Origin of the sequence: Butyricimonas sp. (genome assembly GCF_019423355.1) — a bacterium.
GTDB lineage: Bacteria > Bacteroidota > Bacteroidia > Bacteroidales > Marinifilaceae > Butyricimonas > Butyricimonas faecihominis.
In genome coordinates this window covers 49,258-72,309 of record NZ_JAHZBP010000012.1, presented here as the reverse complement: position 1 = coordinate 72,309, position 23,052 = coordinate 49,258, and the positions used below count along the sequence as shown (strand labels likewise).

The following is a 23,052-nucleotide window of genomic DNA, read 5'->3' as shown; positions in this document are numbered from 1 at the left end:
AAAGGTATGAAAAAAAACAATGAAGAGGGACTGTTTCGACAGGTCCGACCTAAAATTTTATTGATTATGAAATTGACAACTGTTTTTTTGTTGATGTCGTTTTTATCCGTTTCTGCGGCAACTTTAGGACAACGGGCCACAATAAAAGTTACGAATGTGACATTGAAGTCTGTTTTTAAGGAGGTCAAACAGAAGATGGGGTATACGTTTGTTTATAATGAACATGATGTAAATCAAGTGGGAAAAGTGACTTTGGACATTACAACGAGTGATGTGAAACAAGTACTCGACGAATGTTTGAAGAACACGGCTTTGGGATATTACATTCAAGGTGATGTCGTGGTGATACAGACACGGGCGGAACAGATTATACGGGATGCGGAGAAGGAATCGTTTAAAATAACCGGTTTGGTACAGGATAAAAAGAAAGAGGCTTTACCCGGTGTTACGGTTTTACTGAAGGGAACGACTATCGGGGTGGCAACGGATAAAGATGGAAAATTCTCCCTTGAAGTGCCTCAAATGGATAGTGTCGTGTTGGTTTTTTCTTTCGTTGGTATGAAAGATAAAGAGATCGCGATAAAAAAATTGGAGAAAGAGATGAAACCGTTGACCGTGGTGATGGAAGAAGCTGAAGAGGAGTTGTCTGAAGTCGTGGTAACCGGTATGTTTAACCGGAGAAAAGAAGGTTTTACAGGATCGGCTGTTTCCGTGAAAGGGGAGGATTTAAAGAAAATCAGCACGACGAATATTGCGAAGGCTTTGGCCGCGATAGATCCTTCTTTTAGGATTATGGAGGATGTGTTGAACGGGTCGAATCCCAATCGCTTGCCTGATTTGCGTATGCGAGGACAAGCCACGTTGCCCGGTGGCAGTAATGCCGGGACTTCGGCCGAAATGGTGACTTTGCAAGGAGAATATGACACTTATCCTAATAAGCCGTTGCTGATCATGGACGGCTTTGAAATAGATTTGCAGACGATGGTCGATATGGATCCCGATCGGGTGGAATCAATAACCTTGTTGAAGGATGCTGCCGCCACGGCTATTTATGGTTCTCGTGCCGCAAACGGGGTGATAGTCATTGAATCTAAAGTTCCGAAGGAAGGGCGTTTGTGGGTAACTTACGGGGGAAATCTTCGCGTGGAAATCCCAGATCTGTCAGACTACAACTTGATGAATGCGGAAGAGAAATTGAGAGCGGAAGTTTTGGCCGGTATGTACGAGGGTAACGGTAGTATTGAGGTCTTGCAAAATTATCAAGACAAATTGAGAGAGGTGAAGCGAGGCGTGGATACCTATTGGTTGGATAAGCCGTTGCGTACCTCCGTTCAACAACGTCATACCGTGACTTTGGAGGGCGGTGACCGGGCATTGCGTTATCGTTTGTATGTTGGGTATAACCATACACCGGGTGTGATGAAAGGGAGCAAAAGGGATGTGATGACCGGATCTTTGGATTTACAATACCGTTTTAATAAAGTGTTGTTGAAGAATAGCATCACGATTGACAATACCGTGGGAGACGAGTCTCCTTGGGGAAGTTTTAGTGAATATACCAAGTTGAATCCTTATTTACGGCCTTACGGGGAAAACGGGGAAATTTTAAAACGTTTGGATAATTTCGTGATATTTGCCAACGCGGGCGGCCGTACAACGGATTATGCCAACCCGATGTATAATGCTACTTTGAATACAAAGAATAGAACAACAAGTTTTTCCGTGAGAAATTTGTTTAGCGTGGAATACAATCCTAACAGTGATTTGCGTTTGATCGGTTCTTTTTCTCTTTCCAAGGGGAATGGTAAAACGGACGTTTTCAGACCCGCCCAGCATACTGCTTTCGAGGGAATTGCGGATCCTACAAAACGGGGAGATTTCCGGCGTACCCAACAGGAGAATTTTCAGTACTCTCTAGACTTGACGGCGAGTTATAATAAGTTGTTGGGTGAAGTACATTATGTTACCGCCAATGCCCGTATGTCTGTACAGGAGAGTAAAGATGAAAGTTATGGGGCTCATGTAACGGGTTTCCCGAATGAAAATATGGATGAAATTTTGTTCGGTAAGGAATATGATGAAAAGATGACCGGTTCCGAGAACACGTCGCGTTTGATTGGTTGGGCCGGAAGTTTCGGGTATTCTTATGCTTACAAGTACTCGGCTGATTTCAGTATCCGTTTGGATGGTTCTTCCCAATTCGGTAAAGATAATCGTTTTGCACCTTTCTGGGCCGCGGGGGTTCGTTGGGATGTGAAAAAGGAGAACTTCATGTCGAGGGTGGATTTTATTTCGGAATTTGTATTGAGAGCTTCTTACGGGGTTACCGGTACACAGGGGTTTGCGCCTTACCAGTCAAGGGAGTTGTATAGTTATGGAGCTTTGCTTCATCCTTATCTCGCTTCTGACGGAACCGGGGTGGAACTTGTTGCGATGCCGAATGAAAAATTGAAATGGCAACAGACTGATACTTGGAATATCGGTTTGGAATTGGGGCTTTTAAACGGACGGATTACTGCCCGTGCGGAGTATTTCCAGAAATTGACCAAAAATTCGCTGACTCAGATAACGTTGGCTCCTTCACTGGGTTTTAATTCTTATCCGGAGAATATGGGTACCTTGGAAAATAAAGGTGTCGAGTTGAATTTTGCTTTTATTCCTTATCAAAATACGGCAAAATCGGCGTATTGGACAATTTCTCTCAACGGTTCTCATAACACGGACAAGTTGAAGAAAATTTCCGAGGCGTTGCGCCATATGAACGAGGAAAATTACAACAAACAGGAGGATAGTCCGCTTCCGCATTACGAAGAGGGAGAGTCTATCAACCGTATCTGGGCTGTTAGATCGTTAGGTATTGATCCGATGACAGGTGAAGAGATATTGTTGAAGAGAAATGGCAAGATGACCGGGGAATACGATGTGGTGGATTTGGTTCCTTGTGGTACGACAGAGCCGAAATGGCAGGGAAATATCAATTCCTCTTTTGCTTACAAGGGATTCGGAGTCGACGTGAGTATGGCGTATAAATTCGGAGGACAGGTTTATAATCAAACTTTGGTAGATAAGGTGGAGAATGCGGATTTAATGCGTAATGCCGATAAACGGGTGTTGGATTTGCGTTGGATGAAAGTGGGTGATACGGCGAAGTTTAAAGGAATGAATACGGGAATTAATGGAGCCGGGACTAAAGCGACTTCGCGTTTCGTCATGGATGAGAATACTTTCCAGATGACTTCTATTGCTTTAAGTTATCGTATGGACCGGACGAACACGAAATTCTTGGAACGCTGGGGATTGAGTTCCGTGAAATTCGCTTTTAACATGGAGGATCTGTTTTACCTTTCTTCCGTGAAGCAGGAACGGGGAACTGATTACCCCTTTGCCCGGCGGTTTTCGTTTTCTCTAAATGTTGCATTCTAATTAAAATTTTGAGATATGAAAAAGAAAATATATATATTGTTATTAGGAATTGTGACCGGCTTGACGGCTTGTTCCGATTGGCTGGATGTACAACCCAAAACATCTATCCCGGGTGATGACCTGTTCGAGAGTGAGGCGGGGTTCAAGGATGTATTGACCGGTTTTTATCTGAAAATGGGACAAACAAGTTTGTATGCCGAAAATTTAACTTACGGTTATCTGGAAGTGATGTCGGGGAATTATGATTATTATCCCGATGTGGTATTGAAGGATATATACGATTATGATAATACATGGTTATCCGAGAAGGATAATATTTACGGGTCGATGTATAATATAATTGCTAATATTAATAATTTTTTGAAGTATATCGACAAGAATCGTTCTGTGATTAAAACGGGGAAATATTACGAGTTGATGAAAGGAGAAGCCTTGGGATTGCGAGCTTTTTTGCATTTTGATTTATTGAGACTCTTCGGTCCCGTGTATAGCGAGAATCCGACGGGGAAGGCTATCCCTTACAGGGTATCGTTTGATCTGAAAGCAACTCCTGTGTTACCGGCCGATCAGGTTATAACGTATGTGTTGAAGGATTTGCACGAGGCTGATTCTTTGCTGGAAGTTTCAGATAGCAAGAGTTTTAAGATTCCCAACACGTATGATAAGGATTACAATGCTTTCGAGAGTTCACGCCAGTTACGGATGAATGTCTATGCCGTGAGGGCCATGTTGGCACGGGTATATCTGTATAAAGGGGATGCAGACAGCAAGGCTAAGGCGTTGACTTACGCCCGCGAGGTGGTGGAAAGCGATTATTTCGGTTTGCATGAAGATAATTCCAATCCGGTATTGTTTGGTGAGCATATTTTCGGCTTGAATGTTTACGAGTTGGACAAGTTGTTGGAAGAGGATGGTAAATATAAGACGCAAATCCCCGAGGGGCAACTATCCGAGGCGTATTATATCTTGCGGACAAAAGAGAATTTTGATGAACAATATGAAACCGGAAGCAGGGGATCCTTCGATATTCGGGCAAATACAGCCGCTTTTAAGAATGTGTCCGGGGATGGAGATAAAAGGTATAAACTTTGTTTGAAATATGATCAGTCTAAGTATACTTCCAATTCTTCTCAGTATAGTGGGAAAAATGTGTTGCCCTTGATCCGCCTGCCTGAAATGTATTATATCATAGCGGAATGCGAGACGGATAAGGAAAAGAGCGCGGAGGCGTTGAATACGGTAATGTGGGCAAGGGGAATTTCCTATGAGGATGGGGTGGTCGCGGATGACGCGTACGATCGGTTGGATACGAGACCCGATTACGATCAGGCCCACACGAAACGAGTTAATGAACTTATGAAGGAATACCGGAAAGAATTCTTTTCTGAAGGACAGTTATTCTATTTCTATAAACGTCATAATTATAGGACATTTCCTTATTGTGTCAAGGAAAATATGGCAGGTTTCTACCAATGGCCGTTACCGGACAACGAAATAATTTTTGGCAATAACAATTAAATTCGACAAAGATGAAAAAATATAGATTTCTTTTATTGCTATTTGTATTGGGTTTCATTTACATGGGATGCGAGGAGAATGATATTGACGTGTACGATGAGACGCCTCGTCTGAATCTGTATTATAGAAATTTAGCCGTTCATTTCAGGGATTCCGATTACGTGAAAGGAAATACGGAGAAAGAGTGGTTGTTGGGAGTGGATTTGCAGGGGTATCGTCTCACGGAGGATAAAAGTTTTTGTATGAAAGTAAGGCCGAATGACGCCTATACGTTGAAAGCGGATGTCTCTTTTGCCGAGCAGTACATGTTTCCAAAAGATTCTATACACCAGATCTTTACGATAAAGGTCGCTCGGCCGGAAAATTTGACAACAACGAAAGCTTACCAGGCAGACATCTGTTTTGATCTGGACAATCCTTTGCATCAGTTTGATCCGGGGCGGGAAGACAAGGAGGTTTTACCGTTAGAGGTTCATTACGTGATCAAGAGAAGGAATTGGAATGACTATCAATGGGGTGAGTATTCCGATGCGAAATACTTTTTTATGATGGATCATTTTAAGGCCACGATAGATGATATCCCGGAGAATGAGGATACTCAAAAAGAGATATATGATGCTTATGAGGAATATAAAAAGAATAATCCGCCTTTGTTGGACGACAAGGGAAAGGAGATCGTATTTAAAAAAGTAGACTAAAAATGATTGCCATGAAACGATTTATAAATATAGCAGTTTTTTTCCTGACAGGCGGACTTTTATTGTCCGGTTGTTATGATGACAAAGGTTCGTATGACTATCATGATGTTAATGAGGTGGTTATTGATTTGCCCACGACCGTGAGCGTGCGGTTGGATAAAAAAGAGGCTGTCTCTGTAAAGATTGAACCCAAGTTGTCTCAGACGCTGGAGGAGGGTGAGGCTCAATTGACATATCTGTGGGAGAGAGAGAAGAAAAATAGTCTGGGGTTGAACGAATGGACTCCTTGCGGGGAGGAAAAAGTATGTGAATTGTCGTTTAATCCGGAAGATGTGAACCCTTTGGCTATCCGTTTACGGGTGCAGGATCACCGGGAAGACGGGAGTGAATGGTATAAGCAACTGACCGTGCAACCGATCGTTCCCTATAGCCGTAGTTGGTTTGTACTTCAGTATAACGAGGGTAAATGTGTGTTGGGTGCCGTGGATGGTGAAGGAAGTGGCGGAGTGGTTATTCCCGATGCCTACAAGTTGGATATGGGGAAGGATTTGCCTATTGGCGGTACGCCGAAATATTTGTTGACGGATTGGATGTACGGATCCCCACTGGGTTCCATTATTAATGCGCAACAACCGGTGATATTTGTCGGAACGGATCAGGATGTGTATTTGATGAATGCTGTTTCGTTTAAACAGGTATGGAAATATCGTGATATGTTGCATATCAAAGAGGTTCTGCATGATGAAAATTTTGTACCGGAGTGGTTGGCAACCCAAACTTATAGCACGGTATTAGGGGAGATATTATCTGATAACGGGAAGTTGTACATGGCGAATGCTGACGGTTATTCTGTGTATTATCCGCTTGTATGGGAAAATGATGCCGATGCCTCTGAATTCAAAATTACGAAGGTCGCCCCCCTACAAGGTATAGGTTTTATTCTTTATGATGAGCAAAATCACCGATTTTTGAAAACCGGAATTTATGATGATTTTATGGAAGGGTATTATTATAATCAGTACTATAGAAAATATGGAATGGAAGATTATTTTTACCCGAATAAGACGGTGAAAAAACTCGCAAAGATCGGAGAAAATCCCCGGGTTGAAAATGTGTTCGATCCGGATAATATCGGGGATGACAAGAAGATGATTAATATGAATATGTATTATGCTGATGGAAAATACGGGGTATTGGCAACTTGTTTTTCCACTTCCGACCGGAAGATCCACGTGTATGATTTGAATGCAGCCGGTTTTGGTGAAGAAGCTAAAGAGGCGATATGTGCCGCTAAGCATACATTTGATCTTCCCGGCGGGATGAGTGTGGACGAGGTGAGCGTGACAGCTTGTTATCTTTACGGGAAAACCGTGTTCTTTGCCGGAGGCAATAAAATTTATAAAGTAGATTTTAACCGTACAATACCGAAGATTTCGTTACTCTATGAGCACAAGGATCCCAACGTGAGAATTACCGGATTAAAGTTTAAGAATTCGCTTTATGACACGGGGTACTCGGCGGATCCAAATGATTATGAATCTGAATGGATATGGAATTATTTTCCGTATTATTTAGGTGCTTCATTGGATTATGGTGGAAATGAGGGGGGAATTTTAGAGATGAAACTGACCACGGCTGCAGAGGTTGATCCGGACAGTGAAATTGTTGAACACAAGGGATTCGGCAAGATTGTTGATTTCGGGTATAGCGCGAAGGTGTAAGAAGTTTTTTTTATTGATTTTCAGATACTGGAAAGGAGTGTTCCAAGAGCTTGGATTCATACTCTTGGGACACATTCTTGTATCAATAGATTTATCGGTATGAATAAAATATTGTTATATGTTTTTTCCTTGTGTATTGTGTTGCCATTGCATTCCAAAGCTCAGGGGTACACGATGGATTTGCCTCGTTTGAAAACTTTTCCGCCTTATCAAGTAGATCAGGAAAAGAGAAGTTTTGTGGCTAGTTGGGAAGCGCAGGATAATTCCGTGGCACGCTCCGTTATCGCGTACGTGGGGGTGGAACGGATAGTCGACCGGGATGGGGTTCAAGGAGTTTTGGAAACCACGGTCAAAGGGGATGCCTCCTTGTTCGGGGATGCTTGTAAGTCTTTAGGAATAAATGCGTTCGTGCATGATTACATGACGGGGCAGGGATGGTATATGCGTATGGGGCAAGTATCAGCCAAAGGGCTTGTATTGAAATCTGATGCATCGTTACCCCAGGATTGGGCTCCGGTTTTGATGTCTCCGGTCTTTGACGTTTCGCATGATGGGGGTAAATTCACTGTTCGTTTCACGGCAACCGTTTTAGATAGTAAGCCGGGGGAGGTTGTGACTTTGGTGGTTCGACATTGGGCCGATCGGCGTGGAACAGCGATGGAAGAGAAAGTGGTTGAATTGATTGCAGACGGGCAAGCGCACGAGTATCTTGTAGCGTGTTCCCGGGGAATGAATAACGAGAATGTCAGTATTCAAGCCGAGGTGATGGGGACTACGGTGCTCCTTTCCGGGGATATTAAAATAGAACAGCGATTAAAAAAGGGGGATCGCGTGTGGCATTCTGTAGCACTTACACAAATGAGTCGTCCCGCTGGTACGGACTTTACAAAGATCAACGAACAGGGTGTCAAAGTTGATACGATGGAGGTGTCAGCCTCTTTCGGTGCCCAAAACGTGTTGGATTATAAAGCTCATCAGCGAAAAGGATGGCGTTTGTTTTACACCTTATTCCAGCTTGTTGCTGCAGAAGACGGGGTGTCAACCCGGGCATCGTTGTATTCTGATCCGGTTTATTTTGGAGAATAAAAACATGGGATGTTACGGAAAAATGAGTATTGTATGTGGAAAAAAATAGGATTTATATTGTTGTTTTGTGGTGGATTATATTTTCACTCGGTAGCCCAACAAGAGATCAATGCTTTTTTTAATTCCCGTCCGTCGGAGGACTCTTTGAAGGTTATTCCCGGAATGTTTACTACTTACCGTCAAGGGGAACGGATCTTTTGGGAAATACCCGATTCGTTATTCGGGCGTGATATGCTTGTAACGACGACTATATTGGAATCGGCTGCATTGAAGAAAAGAGAAGAAGACCGACGTTATGGGTATTCCGGGGATCTCTTTGGGCCGCTGATTGTTCGTTTTCAAAAAGAGGGTAACGAGGTTTTATTACAGGTGCCTCTGTGTGACCGGGTGGGAGTGGACCCGGGGAAAGGAGGGATTCATCATGTGGCCCGGCAACGGGGAGATTTCATGTTAAACGGGGTGTTGCCCGTGCTGGTGAAGACTTCTTCTTCGGTATTGGTGGAGGTGTCCCGGTTGTTGATGAATAATCCCTTGTTCAATTTGGGCCCGTTCAGTTTTGAGTTGAAAATGGGGATGGCCGAAAGTGAAAAGAACCGTATTGGCGAGATAAAAGGATTTCCCGGGAATATACTGATTCGTTCCAGCAGGAGTTTTTCCGTGGAGGAGTATTCCATGGTGGGAGGGAATGGATCAGGCAATAGCTATACGACAAGTTGGGAAATCGGCGTTTGCTTGGCTCTTTTGCCCCGTCAGCCGTTGGAAAGGCGTCAGAAGAATAGTGACGTGGGGTATTTCAGTTTTGCAAAAACTGATTTTTCAAAAAGTCGTTTTGCCTTGTCCCGGATCTCTTGTGTGAAACGATGGAGGTTGGAGCCTCGAGACCCGGAGGCTTATGCGCGGGGAGAATTGGTGGAGCCCGTGAAACCGATCGTTTTTTACGTGGATCGGGAAACGCCTTCTCGTTGGGTACCCTATTTTATCGAAGCGGTGAACGCTTGGCAGAAGGCATTTGAACGGATCGGGTTTAAAAATGCGATCCGCGGAGAGCTGGCCCCGACCCCGGAGGAAAATCCTGATTTTTCGGAATATGATTCCCGTTATTCTTTTATTTCGTGGAAAGTTTCTCCGGTGCGGAATGCTTACGGGCCATCGACAGTCGATCCGAGATCCGGTGAGATTATAACCAGTCATGTCGGAATATTCAGTAGCGTATGGGATCTGGTGCAACAATGGTATTTTGCCCAATGTGGTACGAATGATAAACTTGCCCGGGAAACGATAGTGCCGGATAGCCTGCTCGGGGAACTTGTTAAGATGGTTGTTTCTCACGAAATCGGGCATACGTTGGGATTGGAACATAATTTTATAGGTAGCAGCCTTTATTCAGTGGAACAACTTCGGGATGATGCTTTTTTGGAAAAACATGGGATGGGTTCTTCCATTATGGATTATATGCGTTTTAATTATGTGGCTAGGGAGGAAGATCATGTCCGTTTGAAAAACCGGGTTGCCCGCATCGGGGAATACGACTGTTTCGCCATTGATTGGGGGTACCGTTACTTACCGGACCGTACGGGAGAGGAATGGAACGAATGGGTAAGGCAGGAGTTACGTGATTCTTCCAAACGTTTCGAGGCGGGCCTGGATGCCAGGGCGCAATCGGAAGACCTGGGAAACGATCATGTCGAGTTTAATTCTTTGGGAATAGAGAATTTAAAGCAATTGATGGCCATGGCTGATATGTGGAAGTGTACGGATCGTCAAACGTATCATATCGTGAAATCCCGGTTTCACGGGATGATCCAACAATATTCCTTATTCGTGGATCACGTGCTTCGGGATATTGGCGGGATGTTGAAATGTGAGGGGGATACAACGAGGTTCTATAAACCGGTTGGTCGTGATTATATGTCGAAGGTTATGACGTTCCTCGGGCGGTACGTCTTGACACCTTGCGATTGGTTGTACCGGGATTCCTTGGGAAAAAGTCTCGGGGAGGATACGCGGGTGCTGATGAACAATTTTTATCAAACCACGATGGAAACTTTAGTGGGGAAGTTTGCGACGATAGCACGCATGGAAGAATATATGCCGGACGAAGTGTATACTTTGGATGAGTATTTGGGAGAATTGCATCGGTGGATATTTAGAGAGTGGCGGGAAAATACCGCTGTTTCGGATGCCCGTTATGTTGTTCAGTCTGCTTACGTGAAAGAGTTGAAGGCTTTGTTTGAAAAAACGGGGTACGTTCCTTCTCGGGTGTTGGTGGAGGGGTTGGCAGAGATCGGAAAGATCTTGGAAGAGGGGCGGAATTATATGGCAGGCTTAGAGGGAAAGGAAAAAAGGCGGATCGCCTTATTGTTAGAAAGTATCGAATCTTTACAAAATTAATGATTGAGTATGAAAATAGGGTATAGGTTGTGTTTGCTGTGTTTGGTAATCTGTTGTTGGACGATAGGAAAAGGTGTTGGTCAAAATACCGTAGAGCAACCACTGGCTTTTGAGAAATTTTTTCACGGGAAAATGGAAAAGATCTCCGGTGTTCTTCCTGTCTACCGGGATTCTGCAAAGGTGTATATAGAGATTCCGGAACGTTTGCTGGGCCGTGAATTGGAAATCCGGGCTCAAGTGAACAAAGGATTCGATATGGTAGCCCGACCATTGGAAAGTATGGGGGTCGTGTATTTGCAGAAAGTAGAAGATCATTCGATTTACATTCAACGTCGCTTGTTCTCCGAGCGGGTTGCGGATAAAAATAACGAGTTGTACAAGGCCTTGTGTAAATCAAATAAGCAACCGGTAGATATCATTTATCCTGTAGTAGCCTATTCAGCTGACGAAAAGGGATATATAATAGATATCACGGACATGTTGAAAACCGGGGATGATTGGTTTAAGGTGACCGCTTCGCAAATTAGAGAACAGGATGCTTCTCGGGCAAGAATTTTGGGCGTACATGAATTTTCGGATGGAGTAAGTTTTACGATACACCGGATGTGTGGATTTTCTCCCGAACGGTTGTTGGATAACGTGATCCCTCCCCGGGGTTTTTTAGCGTTGGAAATCGGTTGTGTTGTGACGTTACTGCCTGAACGGGAGATGAGGGAGCGTTTTGCCGACAGGCGTTTCGGCTACCAAGTGATTTCATTCTTGGATTATTCCCAGAATCCTTATCGGGCAGAAAGTGATTCGATTATTCGGAAATGGAATCTTGGGGTAACGGAAAACGACCGGGGAGAGTATCGGAAAGGGAAATTGGTAGATCCTGCCCATCCGGTTGTGTTTTATATCGATACTTGCTGTCCTGCCGAGTTTGTGCCGTATATTAAAGAGGGGGTGCTGGCATGGAATGCCGCTTTTGAAAAAGCCGGTTTTAAAAATGCCTTACGGGTGAAAATGGCGGATTCGAAAACCGTGTTGGAAGAACAGAGAGCCGTTATTGCCTACGATTTACATGAGGCTGGAATCCGAACAGGCTACACGTTTCATCCAAAAACAGGAGAAATTCTATCTTGTCGGGTTAATATAGGACATGGCTTTTTGCCCAAGGAGTTGTGGAGGTATGTGCTGGAGTGCGGAACTGTTGACGATCGTATCCGGAAAGAGTTTTTTCACCCTGACGTGGTGGGTGAAATTTTGCGGAGCAAGGTGATTCGGGCTGTGGGGAGCGTGTTGGGGTTGAAAGAAAATTTGGCGGGAAGTGCCGCTTATACCGCGGAGCAGGTGAAAAGTGTAGCTTGGTTGAAGCAGCATGGGTACACGGGTTCTATTATGGATAATAACCCGTATAATTATGCTGTTCAAAAGTCAGACAAGGTGGCGGCAAGGGAGCTTATGCCTCGGATCGGTGACTATGACTGTTTGGCAATCGAGTGGGGGTATCGGGAGTTTCCCGCGAGCAAAAACGCCTATACGGATCGCGAGGTTTTGCGGGAAAAGTTTCGGAAATGTTTAGCGGGATATATGTTTCCCGCATCACAGGGGATAGAGGTTAGAGCGGGAGATCTGTCTTCGGAACCGTTGAAAACGTTGGGATTCGCTTTGAATAATTTACTCCGGTTGAACGAGGCATTGGGAAATATCGTTTATTCGGACAAACGATATGATTCGGGTTGGGCGATCATGGATGCCAATCGGCAAGTAATTGATAAATACGGTGAGTATTTATTGCAAATAGTCTCCTGCTTTGGAGAGAAAAGAGGGAATGTCCCCTTGTCGGTAGAGGAGCAGCGGGAAGCAATGGCTTTATTGGGCGAGTATTTATTTGCCGGTGACAGAGGGTTGATTTCTCCTTTGGCGAAGGGATGTTCTTGGGATGTAAAGACAACTTACATCCGGCAGATGACAACTGTATTTCAAAAATTGTTGTCCCCGGAAGTGTTGAAACGTATGCAGGATATGGAGCAGGTGTGCTTGGAGAACGTTTACACGTTGGATATGTTTTTCGGAGACTTGTTCTCCATGTTATTCTGTGATTTTAAGGCAGATAGTGAAATCTCTTTTTCCCGGATGGATATGCAGGTAGCGTGTGTAAACACTTTGTTTGAGAGGGTGGCTGATGTTTCTGTTCCTGTCGTGAAATGGAAAGTGCAGGAACTTGGAGAACGATTGAAAGTGTTGGCCGGACGGCACGAGGATGAGGCGGTCCGAAAAATATACGCTATGTTGAGTATGAGAATCGAAAAAGTGTTGAACAAATGAAAGGTAAAGTGATGCAAAATTATTTTTTCTTGTTTCTGTTTTTGTGGGTGGGTAGCGTGGGTGCCCAGAATCAACCGGTTATTTTAGATGAACACAACGTGGTTGAATTGAATGATGCGAAAGAGTGGGATCGTTTTATCAAATCGTGGGAAGCGGTACCTTTGGAAATGAACGCTCAGAATGAGGTCGAGATCCAGAATTTGGCCATTTATGATGATTTGGTTGTGGTCAGGGGTATACGGGACCAAATGGAAAATATTTTATTGTTTGATATTTCTGGTAAGTTTTTGCGGCAAATCGGTAGTCAAGGAGACGGTAAGGAGCAATATGGAGTGATTGGTTGGGTTCGGGTAGATCCGTTGGAGCGAGAGATCGGGGTGTATGACGGTCTTTGGGGGAAACGCTATGTGACCTATGATTTTGAAGGTAATTTTAAAGGAAGTGGGGCATGTGAGGATTACATGCACTATATGCGGCGGGTGTATCCCTTGGAAAAAGATCGTTATTTGGGATATTTTGCGTGTAGCCTGAACAGGCTCTGTTATTTTATTTCGGATAAGGAGTTCACGAAATTTGATACTTTGCGTCCTCATTACGTCCGTTTCCCGTTGGGAGTGGTTGATTTTTCTATTCATCCGATAACTATTTATGACGGGAGGATTTCTTTTGTGGCCCCGTTGTGTGATACGATTTTTGAATATGACGGGCATAAATTGCAACCTCGTTTTGTGACTAAGGTACATCGTTCCGTGCCGGATGATTTTGCCCCGGGACATAAAGATTATCTCACTTGGGTGGCACGTTTGAAAAGGGAAAAGGGCTATTTCTCGAAAGATGAAATATATGAAACAAAGAATTGGTTTGTAATTACTTACGAAACAGGTAAGTTGATGTATAACAAAAAAACGGAGAAGGCTTTTTATATGCCTAAAAATGTAGCGATGAGAGGGGATATGATTTATCCAGATGATTTGTGGGGCGAGAGCGGGGAGAAACTGGTGGCTGTATATACCCCGGGAGAATTGTTAGCCATGAAAGATAAGATGGAAAAGGAAGGGGTGGTTTTAACGAAAAGAATGAAACAATTTTTCCGGCAGGTAGAAACTGAAAGGCAATCAGTAATGATTTTTTATACTTTCAAATAGAGATTGCGGGTGATGAGCTTGGTTCATTCAGGAGGAATCAACTTTATAGTACATGAATGTAATGCTTGTTTTTATGTCAAACTCCTCGTCACCTCGTGTCAAGTGACGAGGAATTGGTTTGCTGTAAAAGTGGCTCAAGTGGAAAATCTGCGTGTGGAAAACAAATTTCACACGCAGATTTTTCCATTGTTTCTTTTCGGCGTATGGTAAAAAAGCTGTGTATGCGGATATAAGTTTGTACCTTTGCAGAAAAGAAAAACTGCAATGGAAAAGAACCGTATATAGAGTTGGCTGAGTGTCTATTGCCGGAAGATATGGTTGAGTATTTTGAAGTGGTTAAGGTTGAGGAGATACCAGAGACGCTTGAGGAACGCGATAAAGGAGTTGACGGCAACGCCGAAGGGCGGTTTCGTCCAAACGGGTTCTATGAGGAGAGTACAGTCAGGGACTATCCGGTTCGTGGTCGCAAGATGACGTTCCATGTGAAGCGCTAGGATATAGTGGCTGAAGGCACCCGCATCTCGAAAAAGTTCGCGGCTTTTTTAAAAGATATGCTTGGACAGGTACCCGATCACGGGTCGCTCTCTTGAATGGTTCTTTGATATTGACGGGGATTTGTTTGAACGTCAGTACAAACGGCATCAGAGTGGATATTGGGAGTGGCAAGATACTCCCGAAGGGAAGCACGCCGAACGGTGGCGAGTCTTCCCCCGAAAACATGGGTGTGCATCTGAGCATCGATGAGACATCGCTCGGCAACGGTGAGTTCTACACGATAGTCACCAATAAGGAAGTGCGTGGCAGGGAACATTCATTGGTTGCCATTGTCCTCGGCACCGATTCTGATGAAGTTTTGAGAGTCCTGAGGCAGATTGACAGCGGCGTGCGCCGTAAGGTGACAGAAGTCACCCTTGATCTGTCCGACAGCATGAACCGCATCTGTCGCTATGCCTTTCCCGGGGCCAAACGTGTCATTGACCGTTTTCATGTGCAGAAGCAGGTACTTGAAGCCGTGCAGGAAGTGAGAATTGCTCACCGTTGGGATGCAATCAATGCCGATACCGAGGCCCGTGAGCAGGTCAATCTGACAGGTGAAAAGTATGAACCCGCACGCCTTGCCAACGGCGACACGCTCAAAGAGCTGCTTGCCCGTGGACGCTATGCCCTGTTCAAATCCCCAGAAAAGTGGACTGACTCCCAGAGGCAGCGCGTCGACCTGATGTTCTCGCTATACCCGGACCTTAAAAAAGCCTACTGGCTGTCACAACATCTCAGTGCAATATTCTCCAACAAGAAGTCAATGGCCGACAATGCCAGACTCAATCTGGCTCGTTGGTACAACCGTGTCGCCGAATCAGGATTCAAGTCATTCAACACAATCGCGGCAACATTTTACGAACACTCCGATGAAATAATCAACTATTTTGACAACCGTTCAACCAACGCATCCGCGGAATCCATCAATTCCAAAATCAAAGTATTCCGCGCAAAGTTTCACGGGGTCAACGATACCAAATTCTTCATCTTCCGCCTATGCAACCTTTATGCCTAAACACAGCTTTTTTACTATGCGCCCTTTTTTACCATACGCCCACATTTGCTCCAAACACCCTCAAAACAGACAAAAAGAAAAGAGAGTCACTTTCGTAACTCTCTCTGTTTCTGTGGTCCCACTTGGGCTTGAACCAAGGACCCCCTGATTATGAGTCAGGTGCTCTAACCAGCTGAGCTATAGGACCTACACTTGCGTGTGTTAAAGTGGTTAGCCTTTAACGGGTGCAAATATAGTGTTTTATTGAAATTCGGGCAAATATTGAGGGGCTTTTTTTTGAAGGTTCGTGGGAGATACCGTAAATTTATTTACATTTGCGTGTAGATGAACTTATTAGTATAATTGATAAAATTCGTGGTGTGAAAGTTTGTTTGTTAGTGATAGGAAAGACAGATGCGGAGTTTGTACGGGCGGGGATTGCCGAGTACGAGAAACGTTTGAGATATTATATCCCTTACGAGATGAAGGTGATCCCGGATGTGCGGAACACGAAAAACATGAGCGAGATACAGCAAAAAGAACGAGAAGGAGAATTGTTGTTGGGGCAGTTGGAGGCGGCGGATTATGTGATTTTGTTGGATGAGAAGGGAAACGAGTACACTTCAAAGGCTTTTGCGGACTTTTTGGCACAGAAGATGCTGACAAGTATGAAACGACTTGTATTTATCATCGGGGGACCTTACGGTTTTTCGGAAGAAGTATATAAACGTGCAAACATGAAAATATCACTATCCAAGATGACTTTTTCTCACCAGATGGTGAGGATGATCTTCACGGAGCAATTATATAGGGCAATGACTATATTGAAAGGAGAACCTTATCATCATGAATAAAGCGAGGGTGAAAAGCATGAAGAAGTTTTGGCTCGTACTATCACTAGCCATGTTCTGTCTGGCCGTGGCCTCTTTGTGGGAGTATTCTCTGAACGATTGGTCCGTGGATAAGAAACTGTTTCTTTTCCAAGAACGGTTGAAGTTCGAGGAGAAACGAATTGACGATCAATTGCGGAAGCTGGATCACGAGGCGGAACGGCAAAATCCGGAATGGAAGGGTAAACAGTCTGTGTTGGTCGGCTTTAAGGGGAGTAAGTTGGTTTACTGGAGTAACGAGAGAATCGGTTCACCTCGTTTGTACGAGATATTGTCAGCGGGAAATGCTTTGGTGAAGATTAATAATCTTTATTTTGATGTTCGTAAGCATGCCGTTGGGGACACGGTTTATTACGCGCTTCTGTTTATAAAGGAGGATTACCCGTATTCGAGTAACTACGTGAAAAGTCATTTTAACCCGTCATTGGGGGAAAATTTGGATGACGCGAGCAAGGTGATTATCCGGGAGACGTGGGAAGATGGGGGAGAACTCGTGTACAACCGTGACGGGAGGCCTTTGTTCAAGATAGAGAGTCGAGTGGAGCATGGAGATGTTGTGCCCACTTATTTCTTGTTGATCCCCTATATCATGTTTCTTTTCTTGTTGTTTTATGCTTACGAAATATCGCTGGATAGGGCCCGATCGTTCCGGATGCAACTGTTTCATGTGTTCGGTTTTTTCTGCTTTATCGTGCTGATGCGTGCCTTGATGGTTGAATACAAGGTTCCGCAAACTCTTTATGCTTTGCCTATTTTCACGACTAGTCAGGTTGGGGGACGGTTTATCGTGTCAGTGGGAGATTTGTTTGTCACGATGTTCTGTTTGGCACATTATTTCTTTATAACCTTTAACAAGCTGAAAATTAAGTATGACGAGCCTCGTTTGGTGCGTTATAAATATATATTCCTCGTAGGATTCGTGATAGGCGTGTTTTTCTACACGAATTTGTTACACTTTTCGATTAACACGTTAATCGAGAGTACGCAGGTCAGCTTGAATATTGCCCGTTTCATCAATGTCGATTTCTCGTCAATCGTGGCTTTTATCACGTTGATTATTGCCGGGATGGGATTTATCGTTTTAATCAACAGTTCTGTGCGTTATTTCCAGAATTTGTTCTCTATCAGTCAGGCGTTTTTTGGAGTAACTGGTGTGCTTGTTTTTTGTGCGGCACTCTGTTATTTCTTTAATTTCTCTCTGTCCCCATTGGAGTGTCTTTTCCCGTTGTCGCTTTACCTGTTGTTTATTTTGGGGGTATATCTGATGAAACAGGATGCCCAGAAAAGTATTTTCATGATCGCGCTCGTGGTGGTCTGTATTTACATTATTTTCTTGGCAAAGAGTAGTGAGATTCATCGGGAACAAGGGGTGAGGGCGAGTTTTGCGAACGAGATTATCAAGGAGAGAGACCCGATTTTCGAGCATAAGTTATTGGAAGTTAACGAGGAAATAAAACAAAGCCAGAAAGTGGATTCGCTGGTGACAGTGGGGGATACGGACTTATTGGCGGCTTATATTTCAAGCGAGTTATTGGATATGACGGGATTTTATTATACTTGTAAGGCGATGATATGTGATCCACGGGACACGATATTGTTGACTCCTACTTACGAAAAATACGGTTGTGACAAGTATTACGACAAGCTGATTGATAGTTTGGGAACCCGTGTTGGTTACACGTCGTTTTTCAATATAAAAGATTTTGACGGGGTGGTTGAGTACCTCGGGCGTTTTTCTTTCTCCACGCCTCGGGGTGGTAGTTGCGTGTATATTCGTTTCGAGTCGAAAAACCGTCATGAAGGGATCGGGTATGCTCAGATTCTATCTAGGGAGATCGGGGCCGAGAAGGAGGCCCGTTATCCCTATTCTTATGCGAAATACAAGGGGGGGCTATTGGTGGATTCCAAGGGGGATTTTAGTTATCCCCGTTCTCTAGAACGTTTCGGGAAGATCGAGCACGCCCGGATTATGAACATGGACGGGTTCTCGCACATGGTGATTCCCGTGGAGAATGACGGGGTGTGTATCGTAAGTTTGGGTGATGACGTGTTTGCACTCTATTACCTGAATTTGTTGTATGCTATTTTTGTCAGTGGTATCTTGACTTCTTACGGGATGTTCTTCCGGTTTGACGGGGGATGGGGAAGTTTCCGACAGACGAGTCTCACGTTGAGAATTAAAAAGAATATCATCACGTTGATCGGAGCGTTGTTCCTGATCATGACGATCATGAGTATTATCGTGAATGCCGAGAGTTTTGAACGTCGGCATAGTTCGAAGGTGATCGAGTTGTCGCGGTATATAACGGATGAGTTGGAACATAATGATTGCGTGGATGCTGCGAAGTGTCCCGAGATATTGAAAAAATTGAAAGATATGTCCGAGGTGCTTTGGGTAGATATTAATATCTATAACTGGGAAGGGGCCCTCGTGGCGACTTCCCGGCCCGTGATATTCGAGAAGGGATTTGATGGGACATTGCTGAACCCGAAGGCTTTTGAACAGATTGTTAAGAGGGGACAGATTAATTTTGTACAGGATGAGCGAATCGTGGAATTGGCATACATGGCGGTGTATATGCCATTGGTGTTGGAGAGCGGGGATAGGTACGTGTTGAGTATCCCGTATTTTACCCGTGGGGAGGAACTGAACAAGGATATTTTGCTGATCGTGATTATTGCGGTGAATATTGCCATGATTGTGATGGTGCTTGCCTTTATTCTGTCGAGTATCGTGGCCGAGCGGATCACGAAACCGCTACAAGTGGTGAATGAGAAACTGCGTCAGATGAGGGTGGGGGGAAAGAACGAGAAGATTGTGTACCACGAGCGGGATGAAATTGGTATGCTGGTGAAGGAGTATAACGAGATGGTTGATAAACTGGAGGCGAACGTGAAGAAGTTAGCGAAGTCGGAGCGGGAGAGCGCTTGGCGGGAGATGGCCCGGCAGATTGCTCACGAGATCAAAAACCCGTTGACCCCGATGAAGTTGAATTTGCAGTTTATGCAGCGCACCTTGCAAAAGGGGGATATGGAGGAAGTGCGCCAGCGGTTTAAGGATATTTCGGCCGTGTTGATCGAACAGATAGATCACATGGCATCGATTGCCTCGGCTTTCTCTGATTTTGCCAAGTTACAGGAGGCGAATAACGAGTGGTTCGATCTGAGTGAATTGGTAAACGGCTGTGCAAAGTTGTTCCATGAGAACGTGGATGCCATGGAATGTGATATAGAACCGAATGTTTCCGTGTATGGTGATCGGGATCAGGTGAACCGGGTGATCGTGAATTTATTGAAGAATGCGGAACAGAGTATACCGGAAGGACGGGAGGGGCACGTGTTGGTGCGACTGAAAACGGTGTTAGGCAAGATCATATTGCTTGTTAAAGATAATGGTTGCGGGATTCCGGAAAGCATCCGGGATCGTATCTCCGAACCTAATTTCACGACAAAGTCTGGGGGAACGGGACTAGGATTAGCGATGTCCTACAAGATTATAGAGGCTATGGGTGGCTCGATCACTTTTGAAAGCGTGGAGAATGAGGGTACGACGTTCTATGTGGTACTGAAACAAGACAATTGAAATGATTAAGTGATTGACGATTTAATGATTAGGTGATTAAAAAAAGGATAGAAAGGGATCACTTAATCGGAAATCATTGAATCATTTAATCCATAAGATTTAAAATTCTTAAGGCTGTGTTGACTACTCGTTTGGGGAGAATGTCGACCATACATTTTTGCCAGATGGATTGTTTGCATTTACCATGACCGTCTTTGGTACAGGGGCGGCAGGGAAGATCGACTTCGATGACTTCGACTTGTTTGCCCGTGGGGTAGCCGAAGGCCGTCGGGCCCATCAAGGCGATGGCTTTCGTGTGGAACAGGTCCGCAGCGTGAAGAAAACCGGTATCCCCACTGATCACGAGGTTGGATTGCTTCACGAGGTAACAGGATTCCAATAGACTGGTTTTTCCTGTCAGGTTGTTGACTCTTTCGGGTGCGATAGCCTTGATGGTCTCGCAGAACGTGTCGGTCGGGCCTGCCAGAATGATAAAACGGTAGTCGGGCATAAGTTGGATCACTTGCTGCCAGTTACTAACCGGCCAACGTTTCATTTCCCAGTTGGCGGAAGGAATGAGTGTGATGGTCTTCGGGGTAAGCGTACGGTGAAAACGTTCCTCGTATTCTGCCGGAAAATTCCAATCACAGTAATCGGATTCAAAATTCGTGATTCCCCATGTGGCTAGTGGTTTTTGGTAAGAAACGATGCCCCGGAACGGTTTGTCGAATTTGTTTATCCGTAGTTTAAAAAGCAAAAATCGTTTCCAGCGGTCCTTGTGGCGTAGCGTGTAATGCGGTCCTCTTGGAAAAAGGTGGTAAAAGGGCGGGAGTAACACGGCTTTCAAGATGTTGGAGCGGATGTTGCTGTGTGCGTCGTAGATATAATCAAATTTCTCGGCTTTCAGTTGACGGGCCATTTGTAATAAACCTTTGAATCCCGTTTTCTTATCATATCCCCATACCCGGTCGATGCGTTTGTCCATGTTAAGGAAAGAACCCATGTCTTTCCGGGCAATCCAGTGAATTTCAGCATCGGGAAAATGGTTCTTGATGCCGTTCACGACATTCATGCATTGGATGATGTCTCCGATGGAGCTGAACCTGATAATGAGAAATTTAGCCATATCTAAAACGAATTTGCAACAAAAGTAATAAAAATGTAGTTTATCTATCGTAAAAAGAACTATTTTCGTGTTCAGATCATAAAAAGTAATACCATGAAGAAACATATACCTAATCTGATTACCTGTATGAACGTTACGTCCGGCACGGTGGCTATTTATGCTGCTTTTTACGGGCATCTGTACCTTGCTGCTTGGCTCGTGATTTTGGCGATGGTATTTGATTTCTTTGACGGTTTTGCCGCTCGCTTGCTGCACGTGAAGTCGGAAATGGGCAAGGAACTGGATTCTTTGGCCGACATGGTTAGTTTCGGGGTGATGCCTTCCGTGATGGCTTTTTTCCTGATTCGCGATTTGGGATATAGTGGTGGGGAGTTGTTCGCGGTAAATTCTTGGCAGGGGGCGCTTATGTACGTGCCGTTTCTGGTTCCGGCTTTCTCGGCTTATCGCTTGGCTAAGTTCAATCTGGATGTGCGACAAACTCATTCGTTTATCGGTTTGCCGACCCCGTCGAACGCTTTGTTTTGGGTGATGTTGGTATTTACCCGTTATCATCAGGAAGAGTTTTTCATGGCGATGTGGGGTAAACCGTGGCTGTTAGCTCTTTTTTCCTTGGTGCTGGCCATTTTGCTGATCAGTGAAATCCCGATGTTCTCGTTGAAGTTAACCAGCTTTTCGTGGAACGGGAATGCTCTTTTATATTGTTTCTTGGGGGCCGTGATCATCGGTTTTGCTGTTTGGGGTGTGAAAGCGTTATCTTGTATGATCCCCGTTTATATCTTGATTTCTTGTTATGATTTCAAGAAAAAATGGAACTGGAGGTTTTGGGGAATACTTGTAGTACTCTTCCTATTATTGAAGTGGGCAGCGTTGTTTATCGTTTTCCCGGCTTATTTGATTGTACTTATCGTGAAACTGACAGCCCGGGCAGATCAATAACCGGGTCATAATCCACGAAGTCATAGTTCGGAGAGATCACGGCAGGGTCTTCCACGATGATTATTTTGTTTTTCACCGGGGAGGGTTGCATGTTTGTCATGTTCGTCATTCCGTCTCCTTGGAATATGTCCTGTTGGGAGATCACCACGATTCCGGCCACGACGGCTGCCGACAAACCGAATTTGAATAAACGGGTAACGAGGTTACCGGATTCAGTGTTAATCAGTTCATCTTGAGTTTTACGGATCTTTTTCCCGTTAACAGTTGCCAAAGGCAAGGATTCCATACCGATCACGTCCGGCAGGAAGTTGTGGTTCTTGGATTCAAAGAGAACGTTGAACCGACGATCGACCGAAAAGGTTCCGATTGTACCGAAGTCCACTTTTTGTTTCTGGTTCAAGCGTACCTTGATTTCTTCACAAAATAGAGCCAGACGTCGTTGCGCTTTCTCATAATCGATCTGTTCTTTACGTGCGATCCAATCAATCAGAAGTCCGTCATTTTGTTTCAGGTGCTTGTTGAACACGACTTTTTTAGACGGGGGAACAATAGTCCCCGTTTTCTCGTTGATGTTTGCGGACGTGTAGTCACAAATGAACCCTCCGAATCCCGGAACGATCACGCAATCATGTAGATAGAGCAATTCTTCAATGTGTTCAACATATTTATTCATGCCACAAAGGTAAGAAAAAACGTAAGGTTGTCAAACTCATTT

13 protein-coding genes, 1 tRNA gene and 1 pseudogene are annotated in these 23,052 nt (G+C 44.5%); 12 read left to right on the top strand and 3 right to left on the bottom strand.

Annotated elements, in window-relative coordinates:
* Positions 1-93 precede the first annotated feature (93 nt).
* The 9 genes and pseudogenes from QVC79_RS15270 (at position 94) to QVC79_RS15230 (ending at position 15,844) form a co-directional block, all read left to right on the top strand.
* Positions 94-3,423 (top strand): SusC/RagA family TonB-linked outer membrane protein, encoded by a 3,330-nt coding sequence (locus QVC79_RS15270; RefSeq protein ID WP_270595596.1) that lies wholly within the window; start codon positions 94-96, stop codon positions 3,421-3,423.
* Between the two features lie 15 nt (positions 3,424-3,438).
* Positions 3,439-4,941 (top strand): RagB/SusD family nutrient uptake outer membrane protein, encoded by a 1,503-nt coding sequence (locus tag QVC79_RS15265; RefSeq protein WP_124316062.1) that lies wholly within the window; start codon positions 3,439-3,441, stop codon positions 4,939-4,941.
* 11 nt (positions 4,942-4,952) lie between these two features.
* A complete protein-coding gene (locus QVC79_RS15260) occupies positions 4,953-5,639 on the top strand; it encodes a DUF4843 domain-containing protein (RefSeq protein ID WP_287642514.1) in 687 nt (228 codons plus the stop codon).
* Between the two features lie 11 nt (positions 5,640-5,650).
* Positions 5,651-7,360: a PKD-like family lipoprotein gene (locus QVC79_RS15255; protein WP_287642513.1), complete on the top strand. Its 1,710-nt coding sequence runs from the start codon at positions 5,651-5,653 to the stop codon at positions 7,358-7,360.
* A 99-nt stretch (positions 7,361-7,459) separates the two neighbouring features.
* Positions 7,460-8,446: a hypothetical protein gene (locus QVC79_RS15250; protein ID WP_270595537.1), complete on the top strand. Its 987-nt coding sequence runs from the start codon at positions 7,460-7,462 to the stop codon at positions 8,444-8,446.
* Between the two features lie 33 nt (positions 8,447-8,479).
* Positions 8,480-10,837, top strand: coding sequence for a zinc-dependent metalloprotease (locus QVC79_RS15245; protein ID WP_270595538.1), 2,358 nt, complete (start codon positions 8,480-8,482; stop codon positions 10,835-10,837).
* Positions 10,838-10,846: 9 nt separating this feature from the next.
* Positions 10,847-13,147 (top strand): DUF5117 and DUF5118 domain-containing protein, encoded by a 2,301-nt coding sequence (locus QVC79_RS15240; RefSeq protein WP_270595539.1) that lies wholly within the window; start codon positions 10,847-10,849, stop codon positions 13,145-13,147.
* Complete coding sequence (locus QVC79_RS15235) at positions 13,144-14,292, top strand: DUF4934 domain-containing protein (protein WP_270595540.1); 1,149 nt, start codon at positions 13,144-13,146, stop codon at positions 14,290-14,292. Before QVC79_RS15240 ends, QVC79_RS15235 begins: the two co-directional genes overlap by 4 nt.
* A gap of 555 nt (positions 14,293-14,847) precedes the next feature.
* A pseudogene (locus tag QVC79_RS15230) lies at positions 14,848-15,844 on the top strand (ISAon1 family transposase).
* A 113-nt stretch (positions 15,845-15,957) separates the two neighbouring features.
* Here QVC79_RS15230 and QVC79_RS15225 read toward each other — a convergent pair.
* Positions 15,958-16,031: transfer RNA gene (locus tag QVC79_RS15225), tRNA-Ile, on the bottom strand.
* Between the two features lie 172 nt (positions 16,032-16,203).
* On the opposite strand from QVC79_RS15225, the gene rlmH reads away from it, so the two are divergent.
* Together rlmH and QVC79_RS15215 are read left to right on the top strand one after the other, a co-directional pair.
* Positions 16,204-16,677, top strand: coding sequence for a 23S rRNA (pseudouridine(1915)-N(3))-methyltransferase RlmH (gene rlmH / locus QVC79_RS15220; protein WP_270595541.1), 474 nt, complete (start codon positions 16,204-16,206; stop codon positions 16,675-16,677).
* Entirely contained in the window at positions 16,670-20,296 is a 3,627-nt protein-coding gene (locus tag QVC79_RS15215) for an ATP-binding protein (RefSeq protein WP_270595542.1), read from the top strand. The genes rlmH and QVC79_RS15215 overlap by 8 nt, the downstream gene beginning before the upstream one ends.
* Positions 20,297-20,381: 85 nt before the next feature.
* On the opposite strand, the gene QVC79_RS15210 is transcribed toward QVC79_RS15215, so the two are convergent.
* Positions 20,382-21,401, bottom strand: a complete 1,020-nt coding sequence (locus QVC79_RS15210; RefSeq protein WP_124317914.1) for a glycosyltransferase family 9 protein — start codon at positions 21,399-21,401, stop codon at positions 20,382-20,384.
* Between the two features lie 93 nt (positions 21,402-21,494).
* Between QVC79_RS15210 and pssA the strand changes: the two genes are divergently transcribed.
* The gene (gene pssA, locus QVC79_RS15205) at positions 21,495-22,337 is read left to right on the top strand and encodes a CDP-diacylglycerol--serine O-phosphatidyltransferase (RefSeq protein ID WP_270595543.1); all 843 of its coding nucleotides are present in this window, start codon (positions 21,495-21,497) and stop codon (positions 22,335-22,337) included.
* Here the strand turns inward: pssA and QVC79_RS15200 are convergent.
* Entirely contained in the window at positions 22,303-23,010 is a 708-nt protein-coding gene (locus QVC79_RS15200) for an HU domain-containing protein (RefSeq protein ID WP_270595544.1), read from the bottom strand. The genes pssA and QVC79_RS15200 overlap by 35 nt on opposite strands.
* Between the last annotated feature and the right edge of the window lie 42 nt (positions 23,011-23,052).

What these genes read in the sequence shown, in the direction of transcription:
- QVC79_RS15270 (WP_270595596.1), top strand. Translation starts at nt 94, where the DNA reads ATGTCGTTTTTATCCGTTTCTGCGGCAACTTTAGGACAACGGGCCACA.
- QVC79_RS15265 (WP_124316062.1), top strand. Translation starts at nt 3,439, where the DNA reads ATGAAAAAGAAAATATATATATTGTTATTAGGAATTGTGACCGGCTTG.
- QVC79_RS15260 (WP_287642514.1), top strand. Translation starts at nt 4,953, where the DNA reads ATGAAAAAATATAGATTTCTTTTATTGCTATTTGTATTGGGTTTCATT.
- QVC79_RS15255 (WP_287642513.1), top strand. Translation starts at nt 5,651, where the DNA reads ATGAAACGATTTATAAATATAGCAGTTTTTTTCCTGACAGGCGGACTT.
- QVC79_RS15250 (WP_270595537.1), top strand. Translation starts at nt 7,460, where the DNA reads ATGAATAAAATATTGTTATATGTTTTTTCCTTGTGTATTGTGTTGCCA.
- QVC79_RS15245 (WP_270595538.1), top strand. Translation starts at nt 8,480, where the DNA reads ATGTGGAAAAAAATAGGATTTATATTGTTGTTTTGTGGTGGATTATAT.
- QVC79_RS15240 (WP_270595539.1), top strand. Translation starts at nt 10,847, where the DNA reads ATGAAAATAGGGTATAGGTTGTGTTTGCTGTGTTTGGTAATCTGTTGT.
- QVC79_RS15235 (WP_270595540.1), top strand. Translation starts at nt 13,144, where the DNA reads ATGAAAGGTAAAGTGATGCAAAATTATTTTTTCTTGTTTCTGTTTTTG.
- QVC79_RS15215 (WP_270595542.1), top strand. Translation starts at nt 16,670, where the DNA reads ATGAATAAAGCGAGGGTGAAAAGCATGAAGAAGTTTTGGCTCGTACTA.
- QVC79_RS15210 (WP_124317914.1), bottom strand. Translation starts at nt 21,401, where the DNA reads ATGGCTAAATTTCTCATTATCAGGTTCAGCTCCATCGGAGACATCATC.
- pssA (WP_270595543.1), top strand. Translation starts at nt 21,495, where the DNA reads ATGAAGAAACATATACCTAATCTGATTACCTGTATGAACGTTACGTCC.
- QVC79_RS15200 (WP_270595544.1), bottom strand. Translation starts at nt 23,010, where the DNA reads ATGAATAAATATGTTGAACACATTGAAGAATTGCTCTATCTACATGAT.